Origin of the sequence: Butyrivibrio sp. (assembly GCF_017433805.1) — a bacterium.
In the GTDB taxonomy this organism is placed as follows: Bacteria; Bacillota; Clostridia; order Lachnospirales; family Lachnospiraceae; genus Butyrivibrio.
The window spans coordinates 35,169-58,276 of record NZ_JAFRGN010000031.1; the positions used below are offsets into that span (position 1 = coordinate 35,169).

Here is a 23,108-nt window from a genome sequence, read left to right on the forward strand (position 1 = left end):
AAAGACATGAAGGCTGCAAAAGGAACAGTATTCAGATATGGGGACAACGTTGATACAGATGTAATCATTCCTGCAAGATATCTTAACAGCACAGAAGCTTCAGAGCTTGCTGCACATTGCATGGAGGATATAGATAAGGATTTTGCCAAGAAAGTTAAGACTGGCGATATTATCGTTGCTGACAAGAACTTTGGCTGCGGATCATCCAGAGAACATGCGCCAATTGCTATTAAGGCAAGCGGAGTCAGCTGCGTAATAGCCAAGAGCTTTGCGCGAATCTTTTATAGAAACAGCATTAATATCGGACTTCCGATCATTGAATGCGAAGAAGCTGCTGATGCCATCAAGGCTGGTGACACAGTTAGCATAGACTTTGACAGCGGTATCATCACTGATGAAACTACTGGAAAGAGTTTTCAGGGACAGGCTTTTCCTCCTTTTATGCAGAAGATAATTGATTCTGAAGGCTTAATCAATTATATTAATGCTAAGGACTAATTTTTGGAGGAGATTTTTTTAATGAATAGGTTGTTCTGCGTTATTCCCTGCTACAACGAGCAGGAAGTCTTGCCTGAAACATCTAGAAGGCTAAGAGAGAAAATGGAAAGCCTTATCAGAAGTGGCAAGATTTCAGAGGATAGCAGAGTTGTTTATGTAAATGATGGCTCCAGAGATAATACCTGGAATATGATTCAGGAGCTCCACAGGGAGAATCCTCTTTTTCAGGGAATTAATTTATCCAAGAATATGGGACATCAGAACGCTCTTCTTGCAGGTCTTTTAACTGCTAAGGATGTGTGTGATGCAGCGATATCAATGGATGCAGATCTACAGGATGATATCAATGCTATTGACGAAATGGTTGATAAGTTTCTTGAGGGTGCGGATGTTGTTTATGGCGTCCGCTCCAAGAGAACTACTGATACTTTCTTTAAAAGATTTACAGCTGAGAGCTATTACAAGCTTGTAAATGCTTTAGGTGCCAAGACGGTTTATAACCATGCAGATTTCAGACTTATGAGCAGACGTGCTTTGTTGGGACTTGCTGAGTTTGGCGAAGTAAATCTTTTTCTTAGAGGTATTGTACCAATGGTTGGCTACAATACAGAAATTGTCTATTACGAGAGAGCAGAGCGCTTTGCAGGTGAGAGCAAGTATCCACTTAAGAAGATGCTCAGCTTTGCTGTCGAAGGCATTACCAGCCTTAGCACCAAGCCTATCAAGATGATCACAGGACTTGGAATTTTTATTTTCTTCGTGAGTATTTTGGTTTTGATCTATAGTCTGGTGAGATACTTTACAGGCCACACAATCACAGGATGGACAACAACAGTTATTTCTGTGTGGGCTATTGGAGGTCTTATGATGATCTCTCTTGGCGTTATTGGTGAGTATGTTGGCAAGATATATCTTGAGACCAAGAACAGACCAAGATTTATAATTGAATCTTATATAGCTGATGAAAAAGATGAAGCTATATTTAAAGATAACGAGCACAGGTAATTACTTGTGCTCTTTATGTGCGTGTGCACAAATTATTATTTTGAAAGTAGGTATATTATTTAGAAATGGCAAATGGACACGGAAAAAAACCAGAGGACTTTAAAAAGCAGATGGAGGATAATTTTAAAGTCGCTCCTTCAGATTATTCACATGTAAAAAAGGTTATTGGTATTGTCAGCGGTAAGGGCGGCGTAGGAAAGAGCCTTGTTACAGGTCTTTCAGCTACAGCTATGAGCAAAAAAGGCTACAAGACAGCAATTATGGACGCTGATATTACAGGACCTTCAATTCCTAAGATGTTCGGTATTGGTAAGGCTAACTATGCTGATGAGAATCAGCTTCTTATTCCAGCTACTACTGAGGGTGGAATCAAGATCATGTCACTTAATATGCTGATGGATAATGAGACTGATCCAGTTGTTTGGAGAGGCCCTGTTATCGCAGGTATTGTTAAGCAGTTCTGGTCAGATGTTAACTGGGGCGATGTAGACTTTATGTTTGTTGATATGCCTCCAGGAACTGGAGATGTACCTCTTACTGTATTCCAGTCACTCCCAGTTGACGGTATCATCGTTGTTTCTACACCTCAGGAGCTTGTTGAGATGATTGTTGAGAAGGCAATCAACATGGCTAACATGATGAACATTCCTGTTCTTGGTGTTGTAGAGAATATGAGCTATATGAAGTGCCCTCATTGCGGAGAGCCAATCAACGTATTTGGTGAGAGCGGAATCGAGAAATATGCTGCTTCCAAGGGACTTGATGTTCTTGGAAGACTTCCTCTTGATCCAACTATCGCTGGCCTTTGCGATGCTGGTAAGGCTGAAGATATCGAGAACGAGTATATGGACAGCCTTGTATATGTTCTTGAAGGAATGATTGGTGCTGAGGAATAATTTCTTTTAACCAAAAGAAAGTATTGGGGTAATCTGTATGAAAATGAAACCTGAGAAAAACCAAGTGACTTGGGGAATCACCATCTTTGTGGTATGCGTATGCCTTATGTTGGCATACTATGTCATTTTTGATGGAATGACAATTGCCAGGAACCTGGGGAATATCGTCGATTCATTATCTGGTATTATTATCGGAATTGTTATCGCCTATATTCTGATTCCTCTCCTGGAAGGCGTAGAACACAGAATACTCATGCCAATTTATAAAAAGCACGGATATGACGTATCTATCGCCAAGACAGCAGATAAGAAAAAGAGATCACAGATGCGTAAGATTTCTATTCTTATCACAATGACAGTATTTCTTATTTTGCTGTATAGCCTTTTTAGAGTCATTATCCCTCAGCTTGTCAGCAGTATACGAGAAATTGCCAATAATCTGCCTATGTATATCAAGAATATAGATGATTATTCCAATCTTTTCCTGGCAAATAATCCTGATCTTCAACAGATCATTGACTCACAGCTTGATAATTACTATGAAACACTTAGTAGTTACCTGACTCAGAAGCTTCTTCCGCTTCTTCCGGGTAACGTCAACACTATTGTCAGATATGCTTCCAGAAGCTTTATCTCGGGTATCAAGATAGTTTTTGATCTTGTTGTAGGTTTGATCGTTGCGATATATGTCCTTAATTCCAAGGAGCGCTTCACAACAAAAGGTAAAAAGATGGCTTATGCTGTTCTCAAGGAAGATGCGGCAAATGAGCTCATCAGCGGCTTTAGATTTGTGAACTATACATTCCAGGGATTTATTGGTGGTAAGCTTGTAGACTCACTTATTATCGGTGTTATCTGCTATATTGGCTGTATAATGCTCAAAATCCCATATCCAGTGCTGATTTCAGTTGTTGTTGGCGCTACCAATGTAATTCCTTTCTTTGGACCTTACATTGGAGGCGGCGTTGGTGCTTTGATCCTTGTGTTGATCAATCCTGTTAAGGCGCTGGTATTCCTTATTTTTGTAATTGTTCTGCAGCAGTTTGATGGAAATATCCTTGGACCTACAATTCTTGGTAACTCAACAGGTCTTTCAAGCTTTTGGGTTATCTTTGCAATCACCCTGTTTGGTGGATTGTGGGGAGTTGTTGGACTGTTTATTGGAGTTCCTATTTTTGCTGTATTCTATGCATTTGTTTCAAGGATCACTAATGTTCTTTTGGCTAGGAGGGGACTTGATACGCGCACCAATGAGTACGCGGATCTTGCGTACATAGAAGATGGAGAGTACAAGCTTCTTAGTGACAAGAATAATACCAAGCATAATGCCAGAAAGAACAGCTCTGCATTTAAAAAGCTGTTTCACTTTGATGTTAAAGCCAAGAAAAATGACAAAAAAACAGAGGATGAAACTAAGTAATTGTATTGAAATTGTGGCTTGACGTAGATAAGTAAAGGGTTATAATGGATACTAATTAGTACGTCAACGCATTAAAGTATGACAATAAAAACTGGGTATTTTATCCGGGTTTTGGAAGGGGATAGGAAGATGAGTAAAAAGAATTTGGACTGGGCAAATATTGGCTTTAGCTATATGGTTGCTGACAAGCGCTATGTATCTAATTTCAAAGATGGTAAGTGGGATGAAGGTACTCTTACAGAGGATTCAATGATCACTATCAGTGAGGATGCAGGCGTTCTTCATTATGCACAGGAGTGTTTTGAGGGACTTAAGGCTTACGAGACAGAGGACGGCAGAATCGTAACCTTCAGACCTGATCTCAACGCTAAGAGAATGGTTGATTCTGCAGAGAGACTTGAGATGCCTCCTTTCCCAGAGGATAGATTTATCAAGGCTGTAGAAGAGGTTGTAGCAGCTAATAAGGACTGGGTTCCACCTTATGGAAGTGGTGCTACACTTTATGTAAGACCTGTAATGTTCGCAACAGGTAATGTTATCGGTGTTAAGCCTGCTGATGAGTATCAGTTCAGAATCTTTGTTACTCCTGTAGGACCTTACTTCAAGGGCGGCGCTAAGCCAATCGTTGTTAAGATTTCTGACTTCGACAGAGCAGCTCCTCACGGAACAGGTAACATCAAGGCTGGTCTTAACTATGCTATGAGTCTTCACGCTATTGTGACTGCTCATGAAGAAGGTTTTGCTGAGAATGTATACCTTGATGCTGAGAGCAGAACATACATCGAGGAGACTGGTGGAGCTAACATCATCTTCGTAACTAAGGACGGAGGACTTGTAGTTCCTAAGTCACATACAGATTCAATTCTTCCTTCTATCACCAGAAGATCAATAGTTCATGTAGCTAAAGAAATTCTTGGCCTCAATGTAGAGGAGAGACCTGTTAAGCTTTCTGAGGTTCCTGAGTTCGTAGAGATGGGTCTTTGCGGAACAGCTGCTGTTATCAGCCCTGTTGGCAAGATCAATGACCACGGCAAGGAAATCTGCTTTGCAAGCGGAATGGACGATATGGGTCCTGTAATGAAGAAGCTTTACGACACACTTACTGGTATTCAGATGGGTACAGTACCTGCACCAGAGGGATGGATTCACGAGATTAAATAAATATTGACAGCTTAGGTGGGTCGAGACATGCATTGAAGGATGTTAGTCTCGACCTATTTTGTTTTTACGACAGTTTTGAGGGCATCATATGCTAAGGGCTATAAAGTCATTTATTCATATGCTTTCTTTGGGTCAGAAATCCTGTGAAGAATATTGCCGCCAAAGGCGTTTACTACGCTTTGAAAAGTATGGAGGCAGAATGAACTTTCTTGCGCTTCATAACTTAGCGCATAGGATACTTGTGCCTTTTACTAAGCTATATTTAGCTGGGGAAAAGAAAAAGCTCATTATTGTAAAAGATAGTAGAAAAAAGACTGATAAGCCAAAGATTTTTTGTCCTACCCATATAGGTGGCATGGATGTAGAAATGTCTTTTATAGCAATAAAAGAACCATGTATCTTTCTATTAGGAGATCCAAGAGAATTGTATAGAACCATGGATGGCTTTATGCTGCAACTAAGCGGAGTTATCCCTGTAGATGTAGATAGTAAGGAAGATAGAGCTGCTGCTAAGGCTACTATGGTTGATGTACTGCGAAAAGGTGGGAATCTGTTTCTTTTTCCTGAGGGCGTGCAGAATATCAGCCCTAATGCGCTATTGGGCAAGCTTTTTCCTGGGGCAGTTGAACTGGCTATCACTTGCGGGGCTGAAATAGTTCCGATTGCTATACATAAAGATAAGGGCACCTATTATGTAAGCATTGGCGAAAACATCAGCTATGAAGGTTATAGCGTGGAAGATAAGATTAAGCTGACTAGAGAGCTACGTGATCATATGGCTACACTTAAATGGGAGATTATTGAGTCACTTCCTATGATTGACCATAGCGATGTCACTCAGAAGGTATATGAGGAAATGATAAATGACATCTTCAACATGAACACAGAGTATACGTGGACTATGGAAGATATCAAGAAGGGCATGTATAGAGAAGAAGGCGTTACACCGCCTGAAGAGGCGTTCGCATTTATGGATAAGCTGGTTCCAAGCAAAGATAATGCTTTTTTATATAATGAAACATCTGTTCCCTATTTCGAAGCGTAATGTGGTAAAATAATTAAGAGTTTGAAATAGTATTTAGTCGGGGGACTTTTAATTTGATCGCTTATGTAAATGGGATTCTTGAGAATCTAGAAGAAGGCAATGCTGTCATTGATGTGAATGGCATTGGCTATAATGTTAATATTTCAGGATCCACAATGGATAGAATGCCTGGTATTGGAGAAATGGTTAAGCTTTACACATATACCAATGTCAAAGAAGATGCATTCACATTGTTCGGATTTCTTTCCAGAGATGAACTTAATCTTTTTAAGATGCTTATAACAGTGAATGGAATAGGCCCCAAAGGGGGACTATCCATTCTCTCTGTTATGACGCCTGATGATCTGAGGTTTGCTATTATGGCTGGAGACAGTAAGTCACTTGCCAAGGCCCCGGGAATCGGCAAGAAGACCGCTGAGAGAATCACACTTGAGCTCAGAGATAAGCTTAAGGTTTCTGAGGATGAGCTTCTTGGTGGAGGCTCTGTTGCTTCTGGTGATGCTCTTGTATCAGAAGGCGAGAATAGCGCTAGAGACGAGGCTGTTGCTGCGCTTGTGGCACTTGGCTATAACTCAGCTGATGCCATGAAGGCAGTCAGAAAGGTTCTTGCTTCTGACAAAGCAGCCGGAGAAGACACAGAGAAGCTTCTCAAGCTGGCTCTAAAAGAAATGTTCTAAGTCATAGACTATTATTGTAGATTGAACGGAAACTTACTATGGAAAAGAGAAAGATTAACACAACTGCAAGGGGAATAGATACGGCGGCTAATCAGGAAGATGCCAAGATAGAAGGATCTCTTCGCCCTAAGCGTCTTGATAATTATATTGGACAGAAGAAGATCAAGGAGAGCCTCAAGATTTATATAGAGGCTGCCAAGAAAAGAGGAGACTGCCTAGATCACCTTCTCTTTTACGGGCCTCCCGGACTTGGTAAGACTACACTTGCCGGCATTATAGCTGCAGAGATGGGAGTTAACATCAAGATCACCAGTGGACCGGCTATTGAGAAGCCTGGAGATATGGCTGCGATTCTCAATAACCTTCAGGAGGGAGATGTGCTCTTTGTAGACGAGATACATCGCCTCAACAGGCAGGTTGAGGAAGTTCTTTATCCTGCTATGGAGGACTATGCTATAGATATTATGATCGGTAAGGGGCCTACGGCGAGATCTATCAGACTTGATCTTCCTCATTTTACTCTTATCGGAGCAACGACACGAGCAGGAATGCTCTCAGCCCCACTTCGTGACAGATTTGGAATGATCCATAGGATGGAGTTTTATGATATCGACGAGTTATCTACGATTATCATGCAGTCCGCAGGTGTACTTGGAGTTGAGGTTGATGAAAAGGGCGCTGTAGAGATGGCTAGGCGCAGCCGTGGAACACCAAGACTTGCTAACAGAATCCTTAAGAGAGTCCGAGATTTTGCTGAGGTTAAGTATGATGGCAGGATCACTGAGGATGTGGCAGTTACAGCCCTTGATCTTATGGATGTAGATAAGATGGGTCTTGACCATACTGACAGAAACCTTCTCATGACGATGATCGGTAAGTTTTCAGGTGGGCCTGTTGGTCTTGATACTCTGGCAGCTGCCATCGGAGAGGATGCAGGCACTATAGAGGATGTCTATGAGCCTTATCTTATCAAGAACGGATTCATCAACAGAACGCCCAGAGGCCGCGTGGTTACTGAGCAGGCGTATCATCATTTAGGGCTTGAAATGCCTGATACTAGTGAAGTATAATGGGTTGTAGTTGTAGATATTTGAGAGGGGATTTACTATGGCATCTAAGACTGATACCGAGGTAATAATCGGGGGAAAGGTTTTTACCTTAAGTGGATATGAGAGCGAGGAGTACCTTCAGAAGGTAGCATCCTATATCAATAACAAGATTGCTGAATACAACAAGATCGATGGGTTCAAGAGACAGCCGATTGATACTCAGAACGTTCTTTTGCAGCTGAATATTGCAGATGACTATTTTAAGTCCAAGAAGCAGATTGAGCTGATGGAGGAGCAGCTTTCTGAGAAAGAGAAGGAGCTCTATGACCTCAAACATGAGCTGATCGCTACACAGATCAAACTTGAGAACACTGAGAAGAATGGCAAGAACCTTCAGACCAAGCTTGATGATTCATCCAAGAAGATTATTCAGCTTGAGACTCAGATCAAGGGAACAGGTAGTAAAAAATAAGATTCTTAAGGCTGTCCTAGTGACAGCCTTTATTATTGCAGAGCCTCTGTAGATTTTAGATAAGGAAGTAAGAAATGCAGAAAAGAGTAGAGTTACTGGCACCAGCTGGTGGATATGAGACAATGGTGGGAGCTTTCAATGCGGGAGCTGACGCCGTATATCTTGGTGGATCCAAATTTGGTGCAAGAGCATATGCTGATAATTTTGACACCCAGCAGGTTCTGGATGCTATTTCTTATGCCCATTTACATGGTAAGAAGATATATATGACGGTCAACACTCTGGTCAAAGAAAAAGAGTTTGGCCAGGTGTATGATTTTATGCTTCCTTTTGCAGAGAAGAATCTGGACGGTGTAATAGTTCAGGACTATGGCGTTATGCGTCTGATAAGGGATGAGTTCCCAAATATTGAACTTCATGCCAGCACTCAGCAGACAGTTACAGGCGTGTACGGAGCAAGACTGTTAAAAGAGCTTGGATGTTGCCGAGTAGTACCTGCCAGAGAGCTTAGCCTTATGGAGATGAAGGCTATCAGAGAAAAGGCTGATGTAGAGGTAGAGGCATTTATCCACGGAGCTATGTGTTACTGCTATTCAGGTGTATGTCTTTTCAGCAGTATGGTTGGAGAGCGTAGTGGTAACAGAGGAAGATGCGCTCAGCCATGCAGACTCCCATATCAGCTGCAAGGGAAAGGTGGCGTAGAAGCCTATCCTCTTAGTCTTAAGGATATGTGCACTATAGATATGATTCCTGAGCTGATTAAGGCGGGAATTGATTCTTTCAAGATAGAAGGAAGAATGAAGAAGCCTGAGTATGCAGCAGGAGTTACAGCTTTATATCGCAAATATATAGATATGTACTACGCAGATCCATCAAAAGATATAAAGGTTTCTGATGAAGATATGGAGATACTTAAGGGACTGTATCTCAGAACTGGTATAAGTGAAGGCTATTATCATCAGCATAATGGCAGGAATATGGTGACTATTTCATCACCTGCATATAACGGAACCTCTGACAAGGTTTTGGCTATGGTTAAGGACAAGTTCCTTCAGGGAGAACAGAAGATTAAATGCACAATTGATGCATATCTTACCCTTGACGAAACAGCTGTTATTACTATGACAGTTAATAAAGATGGCGAGGAGCTTGTAGAGACTGTTACTGGAAGTGACGTGCAGGCAGCTTCCAAGAGACCAATGGATGAAGCGGCAGTTATCAAGCAGCTGGACAGGCTGGGGAATACTCCTTTTGTGTCAGAAGCTATAAATGTCACTATAGAGGACAAGGGAACAGGAACAGGCATATTTGTTCCTGCAAGTGAACTTAATGAGCTTAGAAGAGTATTGACAGAACAGATGCTGCAGAGACTTTCACAGGATGCTGAAGCTATTAAGGCGACCGATGTGGCTGGAAGTGCAGGTAAGGGAAAAGAGTCTTGTGTAACATTCAGCGACGAATTGAACAATAAGCTTTATGGTGGTGCTATTTCTGAGCGCAAGGGAGACTATCACATTCTTGTTAATACAAGACCACAACTCAAGGCAGCTCTTAATGCCATTTCTGAGTATGGTGCAAAAGTCAGAATATATGTTGACTCAGATCTGTATTTTAATTTAGATGATTCTTTGGCTGACAAGGTGATTTCTTTTGTCAGGGAAGATAGAGCGGAGTTTATTGTTGCACTTCCATATGTGACTAGAGAAGAAGAGTTTGATGGAACCATAGACATTCTTGATGTTATTGAGAATGCAGATTCCAGGGGATTTACCGGAGTTTTGGTCAGAAACCTTGAACAGCTTGGTTTTATCAGGGAACATGAATATAAGGGAACTATAATTCTTGATTACGGCGTTTATGTATGGAATCAGAATGCAGCAGCTCTTTTATCAGAGCTTAATAGTGAGAACGGCATTACAATAGATGAGACTTCAGTTCCACTTGAGCTGACTATACATGAAGCCAAAGAGTTGGCTAAAGCTTTGGATAGCAAGAGCCTTATGCCAAGGACTTATAACATCTACGGCAGAACACCTATGATGGTGAGTGCTGGCTGTGTCAAGAAAACTATGGATAAATGCAGCGGTAAGTTGCATGAGTTTAACCGCGAAGAGATGAAGCTTGTAGACAGAATGGGGAATGTACTTCCTGTAACTACCAATTGCAGGAACTGTCTGAATGTGATTTGGAATGCTCATCCGACATCACTTCACAAGAAACTTGATAATATTAGGAATATGCAGCTGTTTGATCATTTCAGGATTGATCTTACAACTGAAAGTATGGAGGAGAGTGCTTTAGTTCTTGGGGCCTTTTTGAACGGGGATAGACAAGCTTTTGAGACTATTGAACAAAAAGGGTATACAACAGGTCACTTTAAGCGCGAAGTAGAATAGACTAATGGAATTATATGTGACTGAAATTTCTAAATATGTGATAACTCTTTTTCTTTTCCTGTATACGCTGGAGGCGTTTCTTGTTTTTACAAAGAAAACGGAGGAAAAGAGAAAGGGGATATATATCAGGCAGATAATCTGCATGTTTGCTGTGCAGATTGCCTGTTTTGTGCAGATCCTTGCCAGAACTGGTAAGGTTCGTTACGCTTTCTTTTTTGCATTTCAAATAATAGTGTTTGCATCTGCAATAACACTTTTTTATCTGATCTATCCAGATGGTAATAAGCTGATAATGAACAACTGCGTAATGCTGCTGATGATCGGTATGATCATACTGACCAGACTATCCTATGACAAAGCAATGAAGCAGTTCTTCATCATAACAGCTTCATTTATCATCGGATTCTTTGTGCCTGAGATGATTTTCAGGTTCAATTTCCTCAAGAAGTTTACTTGGATATATGCAGGTGTTGGAATACTTGCCATAGGTATAGTTCTGATACTTGGAGCAACCGTCAATGGATCCAAGATCAATTATTCCTTTGCTGGTATTACCTTCCAGCCTTCAGAAGTGGTCAAGATAGTATTTCTGTTCTATATGGCTGCGGCCCTTAATCAGGTGGAGGGACTATTTGACCTGTTCCTTTTATCTGTTATATCTGCAGCACACGTTATTATTCTTGTGTTATCCAAGGATCTCGGAAGTGCACTGATTTTCTTTGTGATATATCTGGCACTTATTTATATTGCTACTGAGAATATCGGATATTTGGGAATAGGCCTTGCGGCGGGAGCTATAGCGAGTGTTGTTGCCTACAAGCTCTTTTCCCATATTCAGGTCAGAGTTAAGGCATTTATTGATCCATTTAGTGATATAGAAAAGTCAGGCTATCAGCTGTCACAGTCGCTGTTTGGAATTAGTAGTGGCTGCTGGTTCGGACTAGGACTATACGGTGGCTCACCTCAGTCCATTCCTTATGTTGAGCAGGACTTTATTTTCTCTGCAATTGCAGAGGAGTTGGGCGTAATATTTGCAGTACTGATGATACTCATATGCGTTAGCTCCTTTATTATGATGCTTCAGGAAGGCTATTTTATCAGAGACAAATTCTACAGACTTGTTATAACAGGAACAGCTGTGGCTTACATATTCCAGACATTTCTCACAATCGGCGGAGGATCCAAGTTTATTCCACTGACCGGTGTAACACTGCCACTTGTAAGTTATGGCGGAACTTCAGTACTGGTGACGATCATTATGATCATGATTGCTGAAGGCGTCTGTATGATAAGGCAGGACGAGATTTATGAAGCCAGAGAAAAGAGACGTAGAAAGTTGGAGGCGCAGAGGCGTGGACAGGATAAGGGATACGAGAGAAGAACAGATCAGGCCAGAGAGATCAGACAGGCCGGACAGAGCTTCGAGAATAGATAAAAGAGATAATTCAAAGCGTAAGAAAAAGAAAATAAGATCAAAGCCTATTATTGTTCTGGGAAGCTTTTATTCAGTGCTGTTTGCTGCGCTTATTATTTATATCTGCAACTATGCTTATAGTAACAGGCAGGTACTTCTTAATAACAGCTATAACACAAGACAGCAGATACTTCTGGCTCAGAACTACAGAGGCCAGATACTTTCAAGAGACGGCGATGTTCTTGCATATACTACTACAGGAGAAGATGGTAAGGATAAAAGAGTATATCCCTACGAAAGAGAATTTGCTCATGTAGTAGGATATTCTACAAATGGTAAGGCTGGAATAGAGTCAGCTGCCAATTACTATCTCATCAATACCAGTATTGACCTTCAAGATAAGGTTAAGCTTGATGCACAAGGCTCCAAATATCCTGGAGATAACGTATATACAACTCTTGATGTTAAGCTTCAGGAGGTTGCATTTAATGCCCTTTCTGCCAGAAAGGGAGCTATTGTTGTAACTAATCCCAAGACTGGTGAGGTACTGGCTATGGTTTCCAAGCCGGATTATGATCCTAACACTATCGCTCAGGATTGGGACAGCCTGATTGCTGATAAATCTCCTGATGCCAAGCTCCTTAACAGAGCGACTCAGGGGGTATATCCTCCGGGATCTACCTTCAAGATTGTTACAGCCCTTGCATATTTAAGAGATCATCCAAACAATTATCAGGACTACAGATTTAGCTGTAACGGAAGATTCACCTATGAAGGCAATACGATTCAGTGCTTCCATGGTGAGAATCACGGAGCAGTGAACTTCACAAGCTCTTTTGCTAAATCCTGTAATTCATCCTTTGCAAATATGGGCGTTGATATAAAGAGATCTACCTTTAACGATACACTCAAGTATCTTTTGTTCAACACTGAGCTTCCCATTACAACTCTTTATTCAAAGAGCTCAGCTGTTTATGATGCATCCACAACTACTGACGATGTAATGCAGCTCTCTATTGGACAGGGAACAACTACTGTAACACCAATGCACATGAATATGATCACCTGTGCTATTGCTAATGACGGCGTACTCATGAAGCCATACCTTGTTTCATCTGTTAAAAGTGATACTGGTAAGCTTGTTAAGAGCTTCTCATCTGAGAGCTACAAGAGACTGATCTCACAGAATGAGTCTGATATTCTCACAGAGATGATGGAGCAGGTTGTACAGTCAGGAACAGCTAGCAAATTAAAAGGTCTTTCCTATACAGCAGCTGGTAAGACAGGTTCTGCTGAGTATAACACATCAACTTCAGATTCACATGCCTGGTTTACTGGATTTGCGCCTGCTGATGATCCTGAAATATGCGTGACTATCATAGTTGAAGATGCTGGTAGTGGCGGAAGCTATGCTGTACCTATTGCAAAAAGAATATTTGATGCATACTTCGGTGTCGAATAATTTTGTGTTATCATAGATAATATGATGAAATTACAGAAATGCTTTTGGGGCTGTGATTTCGTTTATGAGTTATATGGGGAAGAGCGGTAATGAAAAAAGGCGGATTTTGCCAGTTTTACAGGAATTTATATTGGGGTAATAATGTCAAAAAGAGAACGCTTGTTAAGTGGAAACTCTATACCGGAAGTGGGCAGTTCAATATCTACTGCGTCACCAAGGCTATGGATGATAATGACCAGCTTGATATTATTCATTGTGCGTTTCTCAAACAGCAGTATTATCGCAAGCATCCCGTTTTGATCTATGGAATAGCCTCAAGCTATGAGGAAGCTGTTGATATAGTACTGAGAATATCACAGGAAGCTTCCAATGTCGGAATGGATGGAAGGCTTTTGGACTATTTACTTTTAGAAGAATAATTTTGTTGTGAGCAGTTTATGCTTACGGGGATACTAACTGTACTTAAGATAATTGGAATAACACTGCTAGTGATTCTGGCAGTTGTGCTTCTCATATTGATTCTTGTTTTGTTTGTTCCTGTCAGGTATCGCCTTGATGGAACCATTCCGGAAACGGACCTTGAGCAGGGCTTTGATCTGGAGAAGATAATAGGCTCTGCCAGATTCTCCTGGCTCCTTCATTTTGTCAGCGGTGGAATCGAATATCCTGAGAAAAAGGAATTTACGGTCAAGGTTCTTGGAATGCAGATTTTACCTAAGAAAGAGAAGCTTGATAAAAAGAAAGACAAGAAAAAGAAAAAAGAGGATAAGTCTGAAGAAATTATAGAAGAAGCAGCCGAAGATACCACAGAAGTCGAAGCTACTGAGACTGTCGGGGAAAATACAGAGAATGAGGTAATTCAGAATTCTGAAGCTACTGAATCAGACGACACAGAAAATGCTTCAGAAAATGATAAAGAATCAGAGTCAGAATCCGATACAAATACTAGAAACGATTCAGAAGATAAAGCGCTGATAGAAATTGTATGGGACATTATTGAAAAGGTTGAAAATATTCTAAAAACGCCACAAAATGTGCTTGGAAAAATCCAATATACAACATCTAGAGTTTGTGGTAAGATAGGGATGATAAAAACTACACTTGAAAACGATATTTTCAAGCGGGCATTTGAGCTGGTTAAGGGCAAACTTATCAAACTTATCAAGATGATCTTACCGGATAAATCCAAGGTGGATTTGATGCTTGGACTTGGAGATCCTGCAGATACAGCGCAGGCCATGGCAGCTTATGGAGCTCTTTATCCTGTCCTTTTTAAGAGCGTAACATTCAGACCTGATTTTGACAGGAAAGTTATTTATGCAGATGCTCATTTTAAGGGGCACATTACACTGTTTACAGTACTGTATTGTGTGTGCGTCTGCTACTTTAATAAAGATGTGAAAAAAGTCATCAAAAGATTTAAAAAGATTTTAAATTCTTGATGGAATCGTTGGAGGTGTATAGTGAGTAATTTTAATGAGGTTGTGGAGTCTTTACTTGGAGGAATGAACAAAATTATGGCAGCCAAGACCGTTGTAGGTGAGGCTACCAAGGTTGGTGATACAATAATTGTTCCACTTGTTGATGTATCTTTTGGAGTAGGAGCAGGTTCTTCAGAAGCCGACAAGAAGAATGGCGGCTGCGGAGGCTTTGGTGCAAAGATGTCACCAAGCGCAGTTCTTGTTATCAAGAATGGTTCAACTAAGCTTGTTAATATCAAGAACCAGGATGCTGTTACCAAGGTACTTGATATGGTGCCAGATATTGTAGACCGTTTTTCAGCCAAGAAAGAAAACATGATGGATGATGATGAGGCGGTAGATATAGCTTTCCCAGACGAGGAATAGTTTGTGCCTCTTCTTAGGGGGTATCCATATGGATGAAAGAAGAAACATTGAAGAAATTATCTTAAACGGAACAGAGGATGATCTTGCACAGCTCCGTTTATGGCTCTTTAAAGAGAGTGTGAGACTTGAGAATCAGGAGAGTGCTCTTGAGGACAAGTATGCCAGATTAGAAGCGGATGAGATGGCGTTTAAAGAGAGAATGGACGCTCTTGAGCGTAAGCTTGAGACTGCTACCAAGAAACTGGATACTGACAAGGCTTTGTTTGATCAGAGACTTCGCATTCTTAATAATGGCTTTGCTCAGCTCAACAGCGATAAAAAGAAGCTTGAGGCTGATTTCATGAGGCTTGAGAGAGAGAAAGCCTACCAGAGACAGAATGAGTATGATGCTCTTGATCTTTTATTCAGAGGCGTAGACAGTGCACTTACTCTTAAAAAGAGATATAAAGATCTTATGAAAATGTTTCATCCTGATAATATTTCTGGCGATGAAGAGATGGTTCAGCTTATCAATGCTGAATATGCAGCTCTTTGCAGACAGTTTAATATCAGTATTATCAATTAAAAATACATGTTGTGTAGCTAATTGATACACATAATTGCGACATACATAAAATATTAATTTGTTTGGTGGGGAATAATATGGTATCGTTAACAAGTCATTGCTCATTAGGGCAATGACTTGTATATGTTAACAGGGGATTTTTGCAGTATTACTGCGGTGTAATGCTGTGTCTGGCGATTCTGCCGGAATTTTCAAAAAATTAAAATTATTATATTGACACACCCGAACGTTTGTTTTATTATTTTAAATATACAGAACGGGTGTTCTTGGAAGGAGATTAGTATGGAAAGAGAAGATAAACAAAAAGCATTAGAGGCAGCTCTTGGACAGATTGAGAAGCAGTTTGGTAAGGGCGCTGTTATGAAGCTTGGAGATTCATCTGATACTATGAATGTCGAGACAATCCCAACAGGATCACTTAGTCTTGATATTGCACTTGGCCTTGGTGGAATTCCTAAGGGCAGAATTATTGAGATTTATGGACCAGAGTCCAGTGGTAAGACCACTGTAACTTTACATATGATTGCAGAAGTACAGAAGAGAGGCGGTATTGCAGGTTTCATCGATGCTGAGCATGCTCTTGATCCTGTATATGCCAAGAATATCGGCGTAGATGTTGATAACCTCTATATTTCACAGCCAGATAGTGGTGAGCAGGCTCTTGAGATTACAGAGACAATGGTACGTTCAGGTGCTATTGATATCGTAGTAGTTGACTCAGTTGCAGCTCTTGTTCCTAAGGCTGAGATTGATGGAGATATGGGTGATTCACATGTAGGTCTTCAGGCAAGACTTATGTCACAGGCTCTTCGTAAGCTTACAGCTGTAATCAGTAAGTCTAACTGTACTGTAGTATTTATCAACCAGCTTCGTGAGAAGGTTGGTGTTATGTTTGGTAATCCAGAGACAACTACTGGTGGACGTGCTCTTAAGTTCTATTCTTCAGTACGTATGGATGTTCGTCGTATCGAGGCCATCAAGCAGAACGGTGAAGTAATTGGTAACAGAACACGAGTTAAGGTTGTTAAGAATAAGATTGCACCTCCATTCAAGGAGGCTGAATTCGATATCATGTTTGGTAAGGGAATCTCAGCTACTGGTGATATCCTTGATCTTGCTGCTGGCGTTGATATTGTCAATAAGAGCGGCGCTTGGTACCAGTATGAAGGTGAGAAGATTGGACAGGGTAGAGAGAATGCTAAGCTTTATCTCGAGAATAACCCGGCTATCCTTACAGAGATTGATGCCAAGGTAAGAGCTCGTTATGGTCTTCCTGTTGACGGCGCTGTTGCAGCTAAGGCAGATGAAGCTGATGAGCCAGCAACATCCTCAGCTAAGAGAGCAAAAGCATCTAAATAATAGTACTCGGCAATTGATGAATCGGTGACCTTATGGTCACCGATTTTTACTAAAAGCCTTAATATAGGAGACAGTATGATAGTTACAGATGTAGCTGAACTTGATAAGAAGCGTTGCAAGATATTTATAGATGGCGAATTTGCCTTTGTTTTATATAAGGGTGAGCTTCGAGAGTATGGAATTAAGGCTGATACAGAGGTGTCTTTGCATAATTATGAAGAGATTATGGGAGTCCTTTTACCTAAAAGGGCCAAACTAAGAGCAATGAACCTTCTCCAAAAGAAGGACTACACTGAGAAACAGCTTCGTGACAAGCTTCATGAAGGATTATACCCCTCAGATATTGTTGATGATGCCATTACTTATGTGAAATCCTACAGATACCTTGATGATGAGCGCTTTGCCAGAGACTATATTACCTATCACATGGAGATGCGTAGCAGGAGCAGAATCATTCAGGATCTGACAGGTAAGGGAATTAGTAAGGATGTTATACTTCCCATCATAGAAGAGTTATATGAACAGGCGAATGAAGCATCTGATACTGATATAGAGCAGGAACAGATTGCTAAACTCCTTGAGAAAAAACATTATAGTGATGACATGGAATACAAAGAGAAGCAGAAGATTATGGGCTTTTTATTAAGACGAGGGTACTCTATGGATAGCATTAGAAAAGCCATGAATCAATACGATTGATGATTTTATAAATAAGAGATAAAGAAAACCGCAATTTCGTAAAAAAAGGATTAAATATACGAAAAAGCGGTTTTTTTCTATGCCCAAAAGCGTGATAATAATTGTGCACTGTTTAATTGATGTTTTGCATATTTATTAGGAGGTATCATGAATAGGAAGAGACCGACTATAATTTGCGCTGTATTATTAGCAGGAATCTTAACAGCCTGTGGAAGTACTACAGCTGCAACAGTCAGCGTAGGCATGACTGGCTCAGATGTAATTGGCAGTGGCAATGCGTCTTATACTAAGCCTTCTTCCATTACAATTATGGTAGATGGAACGCTTGTCACACAGGAAAACGGTAGAGATGAGTTTGAAAAACAGTGGGAGGCTTTGACTGGAATAGACCTTATAATTATTCAGCCAGAGCATGATGTATATTACGAAGAGGTTACAAAAGCATTTGAATCAGGTGATTTGCCGGACGCAGTACTTCTGAGTTCGACATATTACACTTCTTATGCTGCAAAAAATTATCTTGCTGATTTATCCACCTATTATCAGGGCTCTGACCTTCAGGCAAGAATCCAGGCTGAAGGAAAGGAAAGCCTTATCGATGGTATCAGGATCAACGGTAAGCTTTATGGTATCAGCCCTACAAGAGGTAATGGATGTATTACCTATATTAAGAAAGCCTGGCTTGATAATGTAGGAATGAGTGCGCCTACTAATTATGATGAATATCTTGCTATGCTGAAGGCCTTTACTGAAGAGGATCCAGACGGGGATGGAATTAGAGGCAATACTTATGGCGTTTCAGCTGCAGGTATTATCAATAATGAGGCACCTTATACTAACTATCTTCCAGAGTTTTACCAGGATGCATATCCATCTTTTTATCAGAAGGATGATGGTACCTGGGTTGATGGCTTTATGGAAGACAGTATGAAAGCGGCTCTGACAAGAATTCGCGATGCTTATTCTAAAGGCTATATCGATAAGGATATTGTTGATAATGGCACCGGAGATTGTAGAGATAAGTTCTATGCCAATGAATACGGCGTATTTACTTATTGGGCAGGTAACTGGGCACAGACGCTTGCTAATAAGCTTAAAGAAGCAGAGGTTGATAGTGAACTTGTAGCACTTCCTCCTATAGCAGAGACCGGAGCATATCTTGAAAGAGTAGCTCCGGTATGGTGCATTACTTCAGCCTGCAAGAATCCATCAGGTGTCTACAAGTATTTCCTTGAGACAATGAATGATGGCGGAGAAATGGAGCTCCTTTGGACCTATAGTCCTATTTCAGACAGTTATGCCAAAAACCATATTGATCATTTGATCGCTACTGTAACACTGGCTAATGACCCAGGTAAGGTTACAGAGAAACAGGCAGAAGCTTTGAAACTCTTTAATGAAAATAGTGTTATGGCAGATCTTCCATATGGTACAGAAGCATTTTCTATTTATAACGATGATCTGATGGCTCTTAAGAAAGAGTTAGTTAAAAAGGTGGTAATTGACGGGGCTGATATGGACTCAGCATATGCAGAATTCGAAGCAGCAAATGGAGTATATATGTCCCAGGCAATAGTGGATTCACTGAATGCTGAGTAAGGAGGCAAATCGATGAAGAACAAGAGAGGTTTTAGATGTAGTATTAAGGCCAAAATTCTTATTGGTAGTGTTCTTATCAATATTATCGTATGTACAGTAATGGGTATTGCAATCTACCGCTCAGTACAGGATAGTTACGTACAGTCAGCTGCCAAGAATACGCTTTCAATATGTCAGATTGCAGCTAAACAGATCAATGGTAATCTGCTTAGCCTTTTGGACACTGGAGGCGATGAGAGCTATGCTAATACTGTTATGAGAGAAGATATGGCAGTTGTAGCTGATTCTGCTAATATCAGTTCTATCTATACTGCTGGAGAAAGAGGCGGATCACTTGTTTATCTGTCAACTCCTGCATCAGAGGGCATTTCAATTGGATCACCAATTGATGGCGCTGATACTGATAGTATTAACAAAGCAATGAGTTCAGATGGCTATGTTTCAACAACAGTTGATAAAAATGCGTCTGGTGTAGATTATATTACAGCGTTTGCTCCAATTAAGGATGCATCAGGAAAGGTAGTAGGTGTTCTTGGCATCGATTATATCGTTTCGGATCTGACTGCTTCTTTAAAGAGTATAGTTGAAAAGATCATTATCATTGCTGCAGTAATGGCTGTTATTTCCGCTGTTATTTCATTCATCATGGCTAATGGTATCGGTTATGGCCTTGGCGTTGTTGATAAGAAGATTTCTGATCTTGTTAATAACAATGGTGACCTTACTCAGAAGATTGAAATCAAGGGTAATGATGAGGTATCAGATATTGCAGATAGTATCAATGAACTTCTGGAATATATCAGAGGCGTAGTACATTCTATCTTTGATAGTTCAAATAAGCTTTCAGGCTCTGTAGAAACAGCACTTGATACTACAGTAAGAACTAACGATCAGCTTGATGGCGTTTCTGCAACCATGGAGCAGATGAGTGCAGCAATGGAAGAAACTGCAGCTTCACTTGCACAGGTTCAGGGTTCTACTAACAAGATTAAAGAAGATGTACAGGGAATGTACAGTAGTGTTCGTGAAGGCACTGATTACGCAAGTGAGATGGAAGAGCGTGCTAAGGAAATGAGAAAGCATGCTGAGGAAGAGACAGATGCAGCAAGAGAAGCGGCTGACAACATGACAGAAGGTCTTAATGATAAGATTGAAAAATCTAAGGCCGTTGAACAGATCAGTGGTCTTACTCAGACAATCCTTGAGATTGCATCTCAGACTAACCTTCTTTCACTTAATGCAAGTATTGAGGCAGCAAGAGCTGGTGAACATGGTAAAGGCTTTGCGGTTGTTGCTGGAGAAATCAGCAGTCTTGCTACAAGTTCAGCTGATACAGCCAAGAAGATTCAGGTTATTTCTGAAGAAGTTATTGGAAATGTTAAGGAACTTGCAGATGAAGCGACCAAGATGGTTGACTTTGTAAGAGAAAAGACAATCGGTGGATATCAGCAGCTGATGGATACCGGTGTTCAGTATCAGGATGATGCTCAAAAGATTTCTGAAATGCTCCGCAATGTAGAAAATGCTTCACAGAACATCGAGAATTCAATGAATTTCGTATCTCAGGCAATGAGCGATGTTGCTACAGCAGTTGATGAAAGTGCTAAGGGAATTGGAGATGTAGCAGGTGCTGTTACTGAGATGTCAGATAACATGAAGGAAAATAAAGCTGTTGTAAATGAGAATGCACAGATTGCTCAGCAGCTTGATGGAGAGGTTAATAAATTCAAATTCTGACAGGCATTTGAATAGATTTTTTCTATATTTTCTTGTGTGTGAATGCTGAAGATGGCCGTATTTCCTCGCTTTTGGGAATGCGGCCATCTCTTTAATTGAAGTTTATCTTCTTGACACTGCACTTTATAAAAGGTAAAATTTAAGTGTTGTAAAATTGTATTTATGTGCGTTATTTATGGGTGTTTTATAGCACACTATACAAAATATTGTACAATGAAAATTGAATAAGGAGGTGCTCCTGTAATGCCAGGTATTATTATTGCAGTAGTAGCAACTCTTGTCATTTCTGTACTTGTAACTTGGGTTTTGTCAAACTCATACCATAAAAAGGTAACTGAGGGGAAAATCGGAAGTGCTGAGGAAAGGGCAAGAAAGATTATTGACGAAGCACTCAAAACTGCTGAGGAGACAAAGCGTGAGAAACTTTTGGAAGCCAAGGAAGAAGCGTTAAAGACACGTAACGAATTGGAAAAGGAAGTTAAGGACCGTAGAAACGAGGTTCAGCGCTCTGAGAGAAGAGTTCAGCAGAAAGAGGAAAACGTCGAGAAGAGATCGGAAGCGATTGAGAAGAAAGAGCAGAGTCTTAATGCTCGCGAAGAGGCGCTTAACAAGAAGAGTGAAGAGGTTGCTAAGCTGAATGAACAAAGGCTACAGGAACTTGAGAAAATCTCTGGCTTAACCTCCGAGCAGGCAAAAGAGTATCTTTTAAAGATCGTTGAGGATGATGTTAAACATGAATCAGCTGTCATGATCAAGAACATGGAAGCTGAGGCAAAAGAGGAAGCAGATAAGAGAGCTAAGGAAATCGTAGTAAACGCTATTCAGCGTTGTTCTGCAGATCATGTTTCTGAGACTACAATATCTGTTGTACAGCTACCTAATGATGAAATGAAGGGTAGAATCATTGGTAGAGAAGGAAGAAACATTAGAACACTTGAGACAATGACTGGTGTGGATCTCATTATTGATGATACACCGGAGGCAGTTGTTATCTCTGGCTTTGATCCAATCCGTAGAGAGGTTGCTCGTATAGCTCTTGAGAAGCTTATTGTAGATGGTCGTATCCATCCTGCAAGAATCGAGGAAATGGTTGAGAAGGCACAGAAGGAAGTAGCTGCCAAGATCAAGGAGGAAGGTGAGAATGCCGCTATCGAGGCTGGTGTTCACGGACTTCATCCAGAAGTTATCAAGATTCTTGGTCGTATGAAGTTTAGAACAAGTTACGGCCAGAACTGTTTGAAGCATTCTGTAGAGGTTGCACAGCTGTGCGGACTTCTTGCTTCAGAACTTGGACTTGATGTGAGAGTTGCTAAGAGAGCAGGTCTTTTACATGATATTGGTAAGGCTGTTGATCATGAGCTTGAAGGCTCACATATCCAGCTTGGTGTTGATATCTGTAAGAAGTACAAGGAATCACAGATTGTTATCAATGCAGTTGAGGCTCATCACGGTGACGTAGAGCCACAGTCTCTTATAGCAGTTCTTGTACAGGCTGCTGATACAATTTCATCAGCAAGACCAGGTGCTAGAAGAGAGACACTTGAAACATACACATCCAGATTAAAAGAACTCGAAGAAATCACCAATAGCTTTAAGGGTGTTGATCACTCATTTGCTATTCAGGCTGGTCGAGAAGTCAGAGTAATGGTTGTTCCTGAGCAGGTTTCTGATGCAGATATGGTGCTCATGGCTCGTGATATTGCCAAGAAGATTGAGGACGAGATGGAATATCCCGGACAGATCAAGGTTAATATTATCAGAGAGAGTAGAGCAACAGATTACGCGAAGTAAAAAATTAAGAGGTTAT

General features: G+C 40.7%; 21 protein-coding genes. All 21 read left to right on the forward strand.

All coding sequences use genetic code 11. From position 1 onward, the window contains the following. The first annotated feature begins 6 nt into the window (after window positions 1-6). The 21 genes from leuD (at window position 7) to rny (ending at window position 23,092) form a co-directional block, all read left to right on the forward strand. The gene (leuD, locus tag IJI01_RS07965; protein WP_292188404.1) at window positions 7-498 is read left to right on the forward strand and encodes a 3-isopropylmalate dehydratase small subunit; all 492 of its coding nucleotides are present in this window, start codon (window positions 7-9) and stop codon (window positions 496-498) included. 21 nt (window positions 499-519) lie between these two features. After that, a complete protein-coding gene (locus IJI01_RS07970; protein ID WP_292188407.1) occupies window positions 520-1,503 on the forward strand; it encodes a glycosyltransferase family 2 protein in 984 nt (327 codons plus the stop codon). Window positions 1,504-1,568: 65 nt separating this feature from the next. Beyond that, a complete protein-coding gene (locus tag IJI01_RS07975) occupies window positions 1,569-2,399 on the forward strand; it encodes an Mrp/NBP35 family ATP-binding protein (protein WP_292188410.1) in 831 nt (276 codons plus the stop codon). Window positions 2,400-2,436: 37 nt separating this feature from the next. Beyond that, window positions 2,437-3,819: an AI-2E family transporter gene (locus IJI01_RS07980; RefSeq protein ID WP_292188413.1), complete on the forward strand. Its 1,383-nt coding sequence runs from the start codon at window positions 2,437-2,439 to the stop codon at window positions 3,817-3,819. Between the two features lie 129 nt (window positions 3,820-3,948). Beyond that, the gene (locus IJI01_RS07985) at window positions 3,949-4,980 is read left to right on the forward strand and encodes a branched-chain amino acid aminotransferase (protein ID WP_292188415.1); all 1,032 of its coding nucleotides are present in this window, start codon (window positions 3,949-3,951) and stop codon (window positions 4,978-4,980) included. Window positions 4,981-5,179: 199 nt separating this feature from the next. Next, window positions 5,180-6,025: a lysophospholipid acyltransferase family protein gene (locus tag IJI01_RS07990; protein ID WP_292188417.1), complete on the forward strand. Its 846-nt coding sequence runs from the start codon at window positions 5,180-5,182 to the stop codon at window positions 6,023-6,025. 53 nt (window positions 6,026-6,078) lie between these two features. Then, entirely contained in the window at window positions 6,079-6,702 is a 624-nt protein-coding gene (gene ruvA, locus IJI01_RS07995) for a Holliday junction branch migration protein RuvA (protein WP_292188419.1), read from the forward strand. Between the two features lie 38 nt (window positions 6,703-6,740). Next, a complete protein-coding gene (gene ruvB / locus IJI01_RS08000; RefSeq protein ID WP_292188422.1) occupies window positions 6,741-7,772 on the forward strand; it encodes a Holliday junction branch migration DNA helicase RuvB in 1,032 nt (343 codons plus the stop codon). Window positions 7,773-7,809: 37 nt separating this feature from the next. Further along, the gene (locus IJI01_RS08005) at window positions 7,810-8,223 is read left to right on the forward strand and encodes a cell division protein ZapA (RefSeq protein ID WP_026487955.1); all 414 of its coding nucleotides are present in this window, start codon (window positions 7,810-7,812) and stop codon (window positions 8,221-8,223) included. Between the two features lie 74 nt (window positions 8,224-8,297). Beyond that, a complete protein-coding gene (locus tag IJI01_RS08010) occupies window positions 8,298-10,619 on the forward strand; it encodes a U32 family peptidase (RefSeq protein WP_292188425.1) in 2,322 nt (773 codons plus the stop codon). 4 nt (window positions 10,620-10,623) lie between these two features. After that, window positions 10,624-12,054, forward strand: coding sequence for an FtsW/RodA/SpoVE family cell cycle protein (locus tag IJI01_RS08015; RefSeq protein WP_292188428.1), 1,431 nt, complete (start codon window positions 10,624-10,626; stop codon window positions 12,052-12,054). Beyond that, window positions 11,972-13,495: a peptidoglycan D,D-transpeptidase FtsI family protein gene (locus IJI01_RS08020; protein WP_292188494.1), complete on the forward strand. Its 1,524-nt coding sequence runs from the start codon at window positions 11,972-11,974 to the stop codon at window positions 13,493-13,495. The genes IJI01_RS08015 and IJI01_RS08020 overlap by 83 nt, the downstream gene beginning before the upstream one ends. An 89-nt stretch (window positions 13,496-13,584) precedes the next feature. Further along, window positions 13,585-13,914, forward strand: a complete 330-nt coding sequence (locus tag IJI01_RS08025; RefSeq protein WP_292188431.1) for a hypothetical protein — start codon at window positions 13,585-13,587, stop codon at window positions 13,912-13,914. Window positions 13,915-13,932: 18 nt separating this feature from the next. Continuing rightward, window positions 13,933-14,937: a DUF2953 domain-containing protein gene (locus IJI01_RS08030; protein ID WP_292188435.1), complete on the forward strand. Its 1,005-nt coding sequence runs from the start codon at window positions 13,933-13,935 to the stop codon at window positions 14,935-14,937. 21 nt (window positions 14,938-14,958) lie between these two features. After that, on the forward strand, window positions 14,959-15,342 hold the full coding sequence (locus tag IJI01_RS08035; RefSeq protein WP_330623103.1) for a GerW family sporulation protein: 384 nt from the start codon (window positions 14,959-14,961) through the stop codon (window positions 15,340-15,342). 28 nt (window positions 15,343-15,370) lie between these two features. Further along, window positions 15,371-15,907 (forward strand): hypothetical protein, encoded by a 537-nt coding sequence (locus IJI01_RS08040; protein ID WP_292188438.1) that lies wholly within the window; start codon window positions 15,371-15,373, stop codon window positions 15,905-15,907. 282 nt (window positions 15,908-16,189) lie between these two features. Beyond that, window positions 16,190-17,266 (forward strand): recombinase RecA, encoded by a 1,077-nt coding sequence (recA, locus tag IJI01_RS08045; RefSeq protein ID WP_292188441.1) that lies wholly within the window; start codon window positions 16,190-16,192, stop codon window positions 17,264-17,266. Between the two features lie 75 nt (window positions 17,267-17,341). Then, complete coding sequence (locus IJI01_RS08050) at window positions 17,342-17,965, forward strand: regulatory protein RecX (protein WP_292188444.1); 624 nt, start codon at window positions 17,342-17,344, stop codon at window positions 17,963-17,965. 147 nt (window positions 17,966-18,112) lie between these two features. Then, window positions 18,113-19,564: an extracellular solute-binding protein gene (locus tag IJI01_RS08055; protein WP_292188446.1), complete on the forward strand. Its 1,452-nt coding sequence runs from the start codon at window positions 18,113-18,115 to the stop codon at window positions 19,562-19,564. A 12-nt stretch (window positions 19,565-19,576) separates the two neighbouring features. Then, window positions 19,577-21,301 carry a methyl-accepting chemotaxis protein gene (locus tag IJI01_RS08060; RefSeq protein WP_292188448.1) on the forward strand — a complete coding sequence of 575 codons (1,725 nt, stop codon included), beginning with the start codon at window positions 19,577-19,579 and terminating at the stop codon, window positions 21,299-21,301. Between the two features lie 243 nt (window positions 21,302-21,544). After that, window positions 21,545-23,092 (forward strand): ribonuclease Y, encoded by a 1,548-nt coding sequence (rny, locus tag IJI01_RS08065; protein ID WP_029232707.1) that lies wholly within the window; start codon window positions 21,545-21,547, stop codon window positions 23,090-23,092. Window positions 23,093-23,108 lie beyond the last annotated feature (16 nt).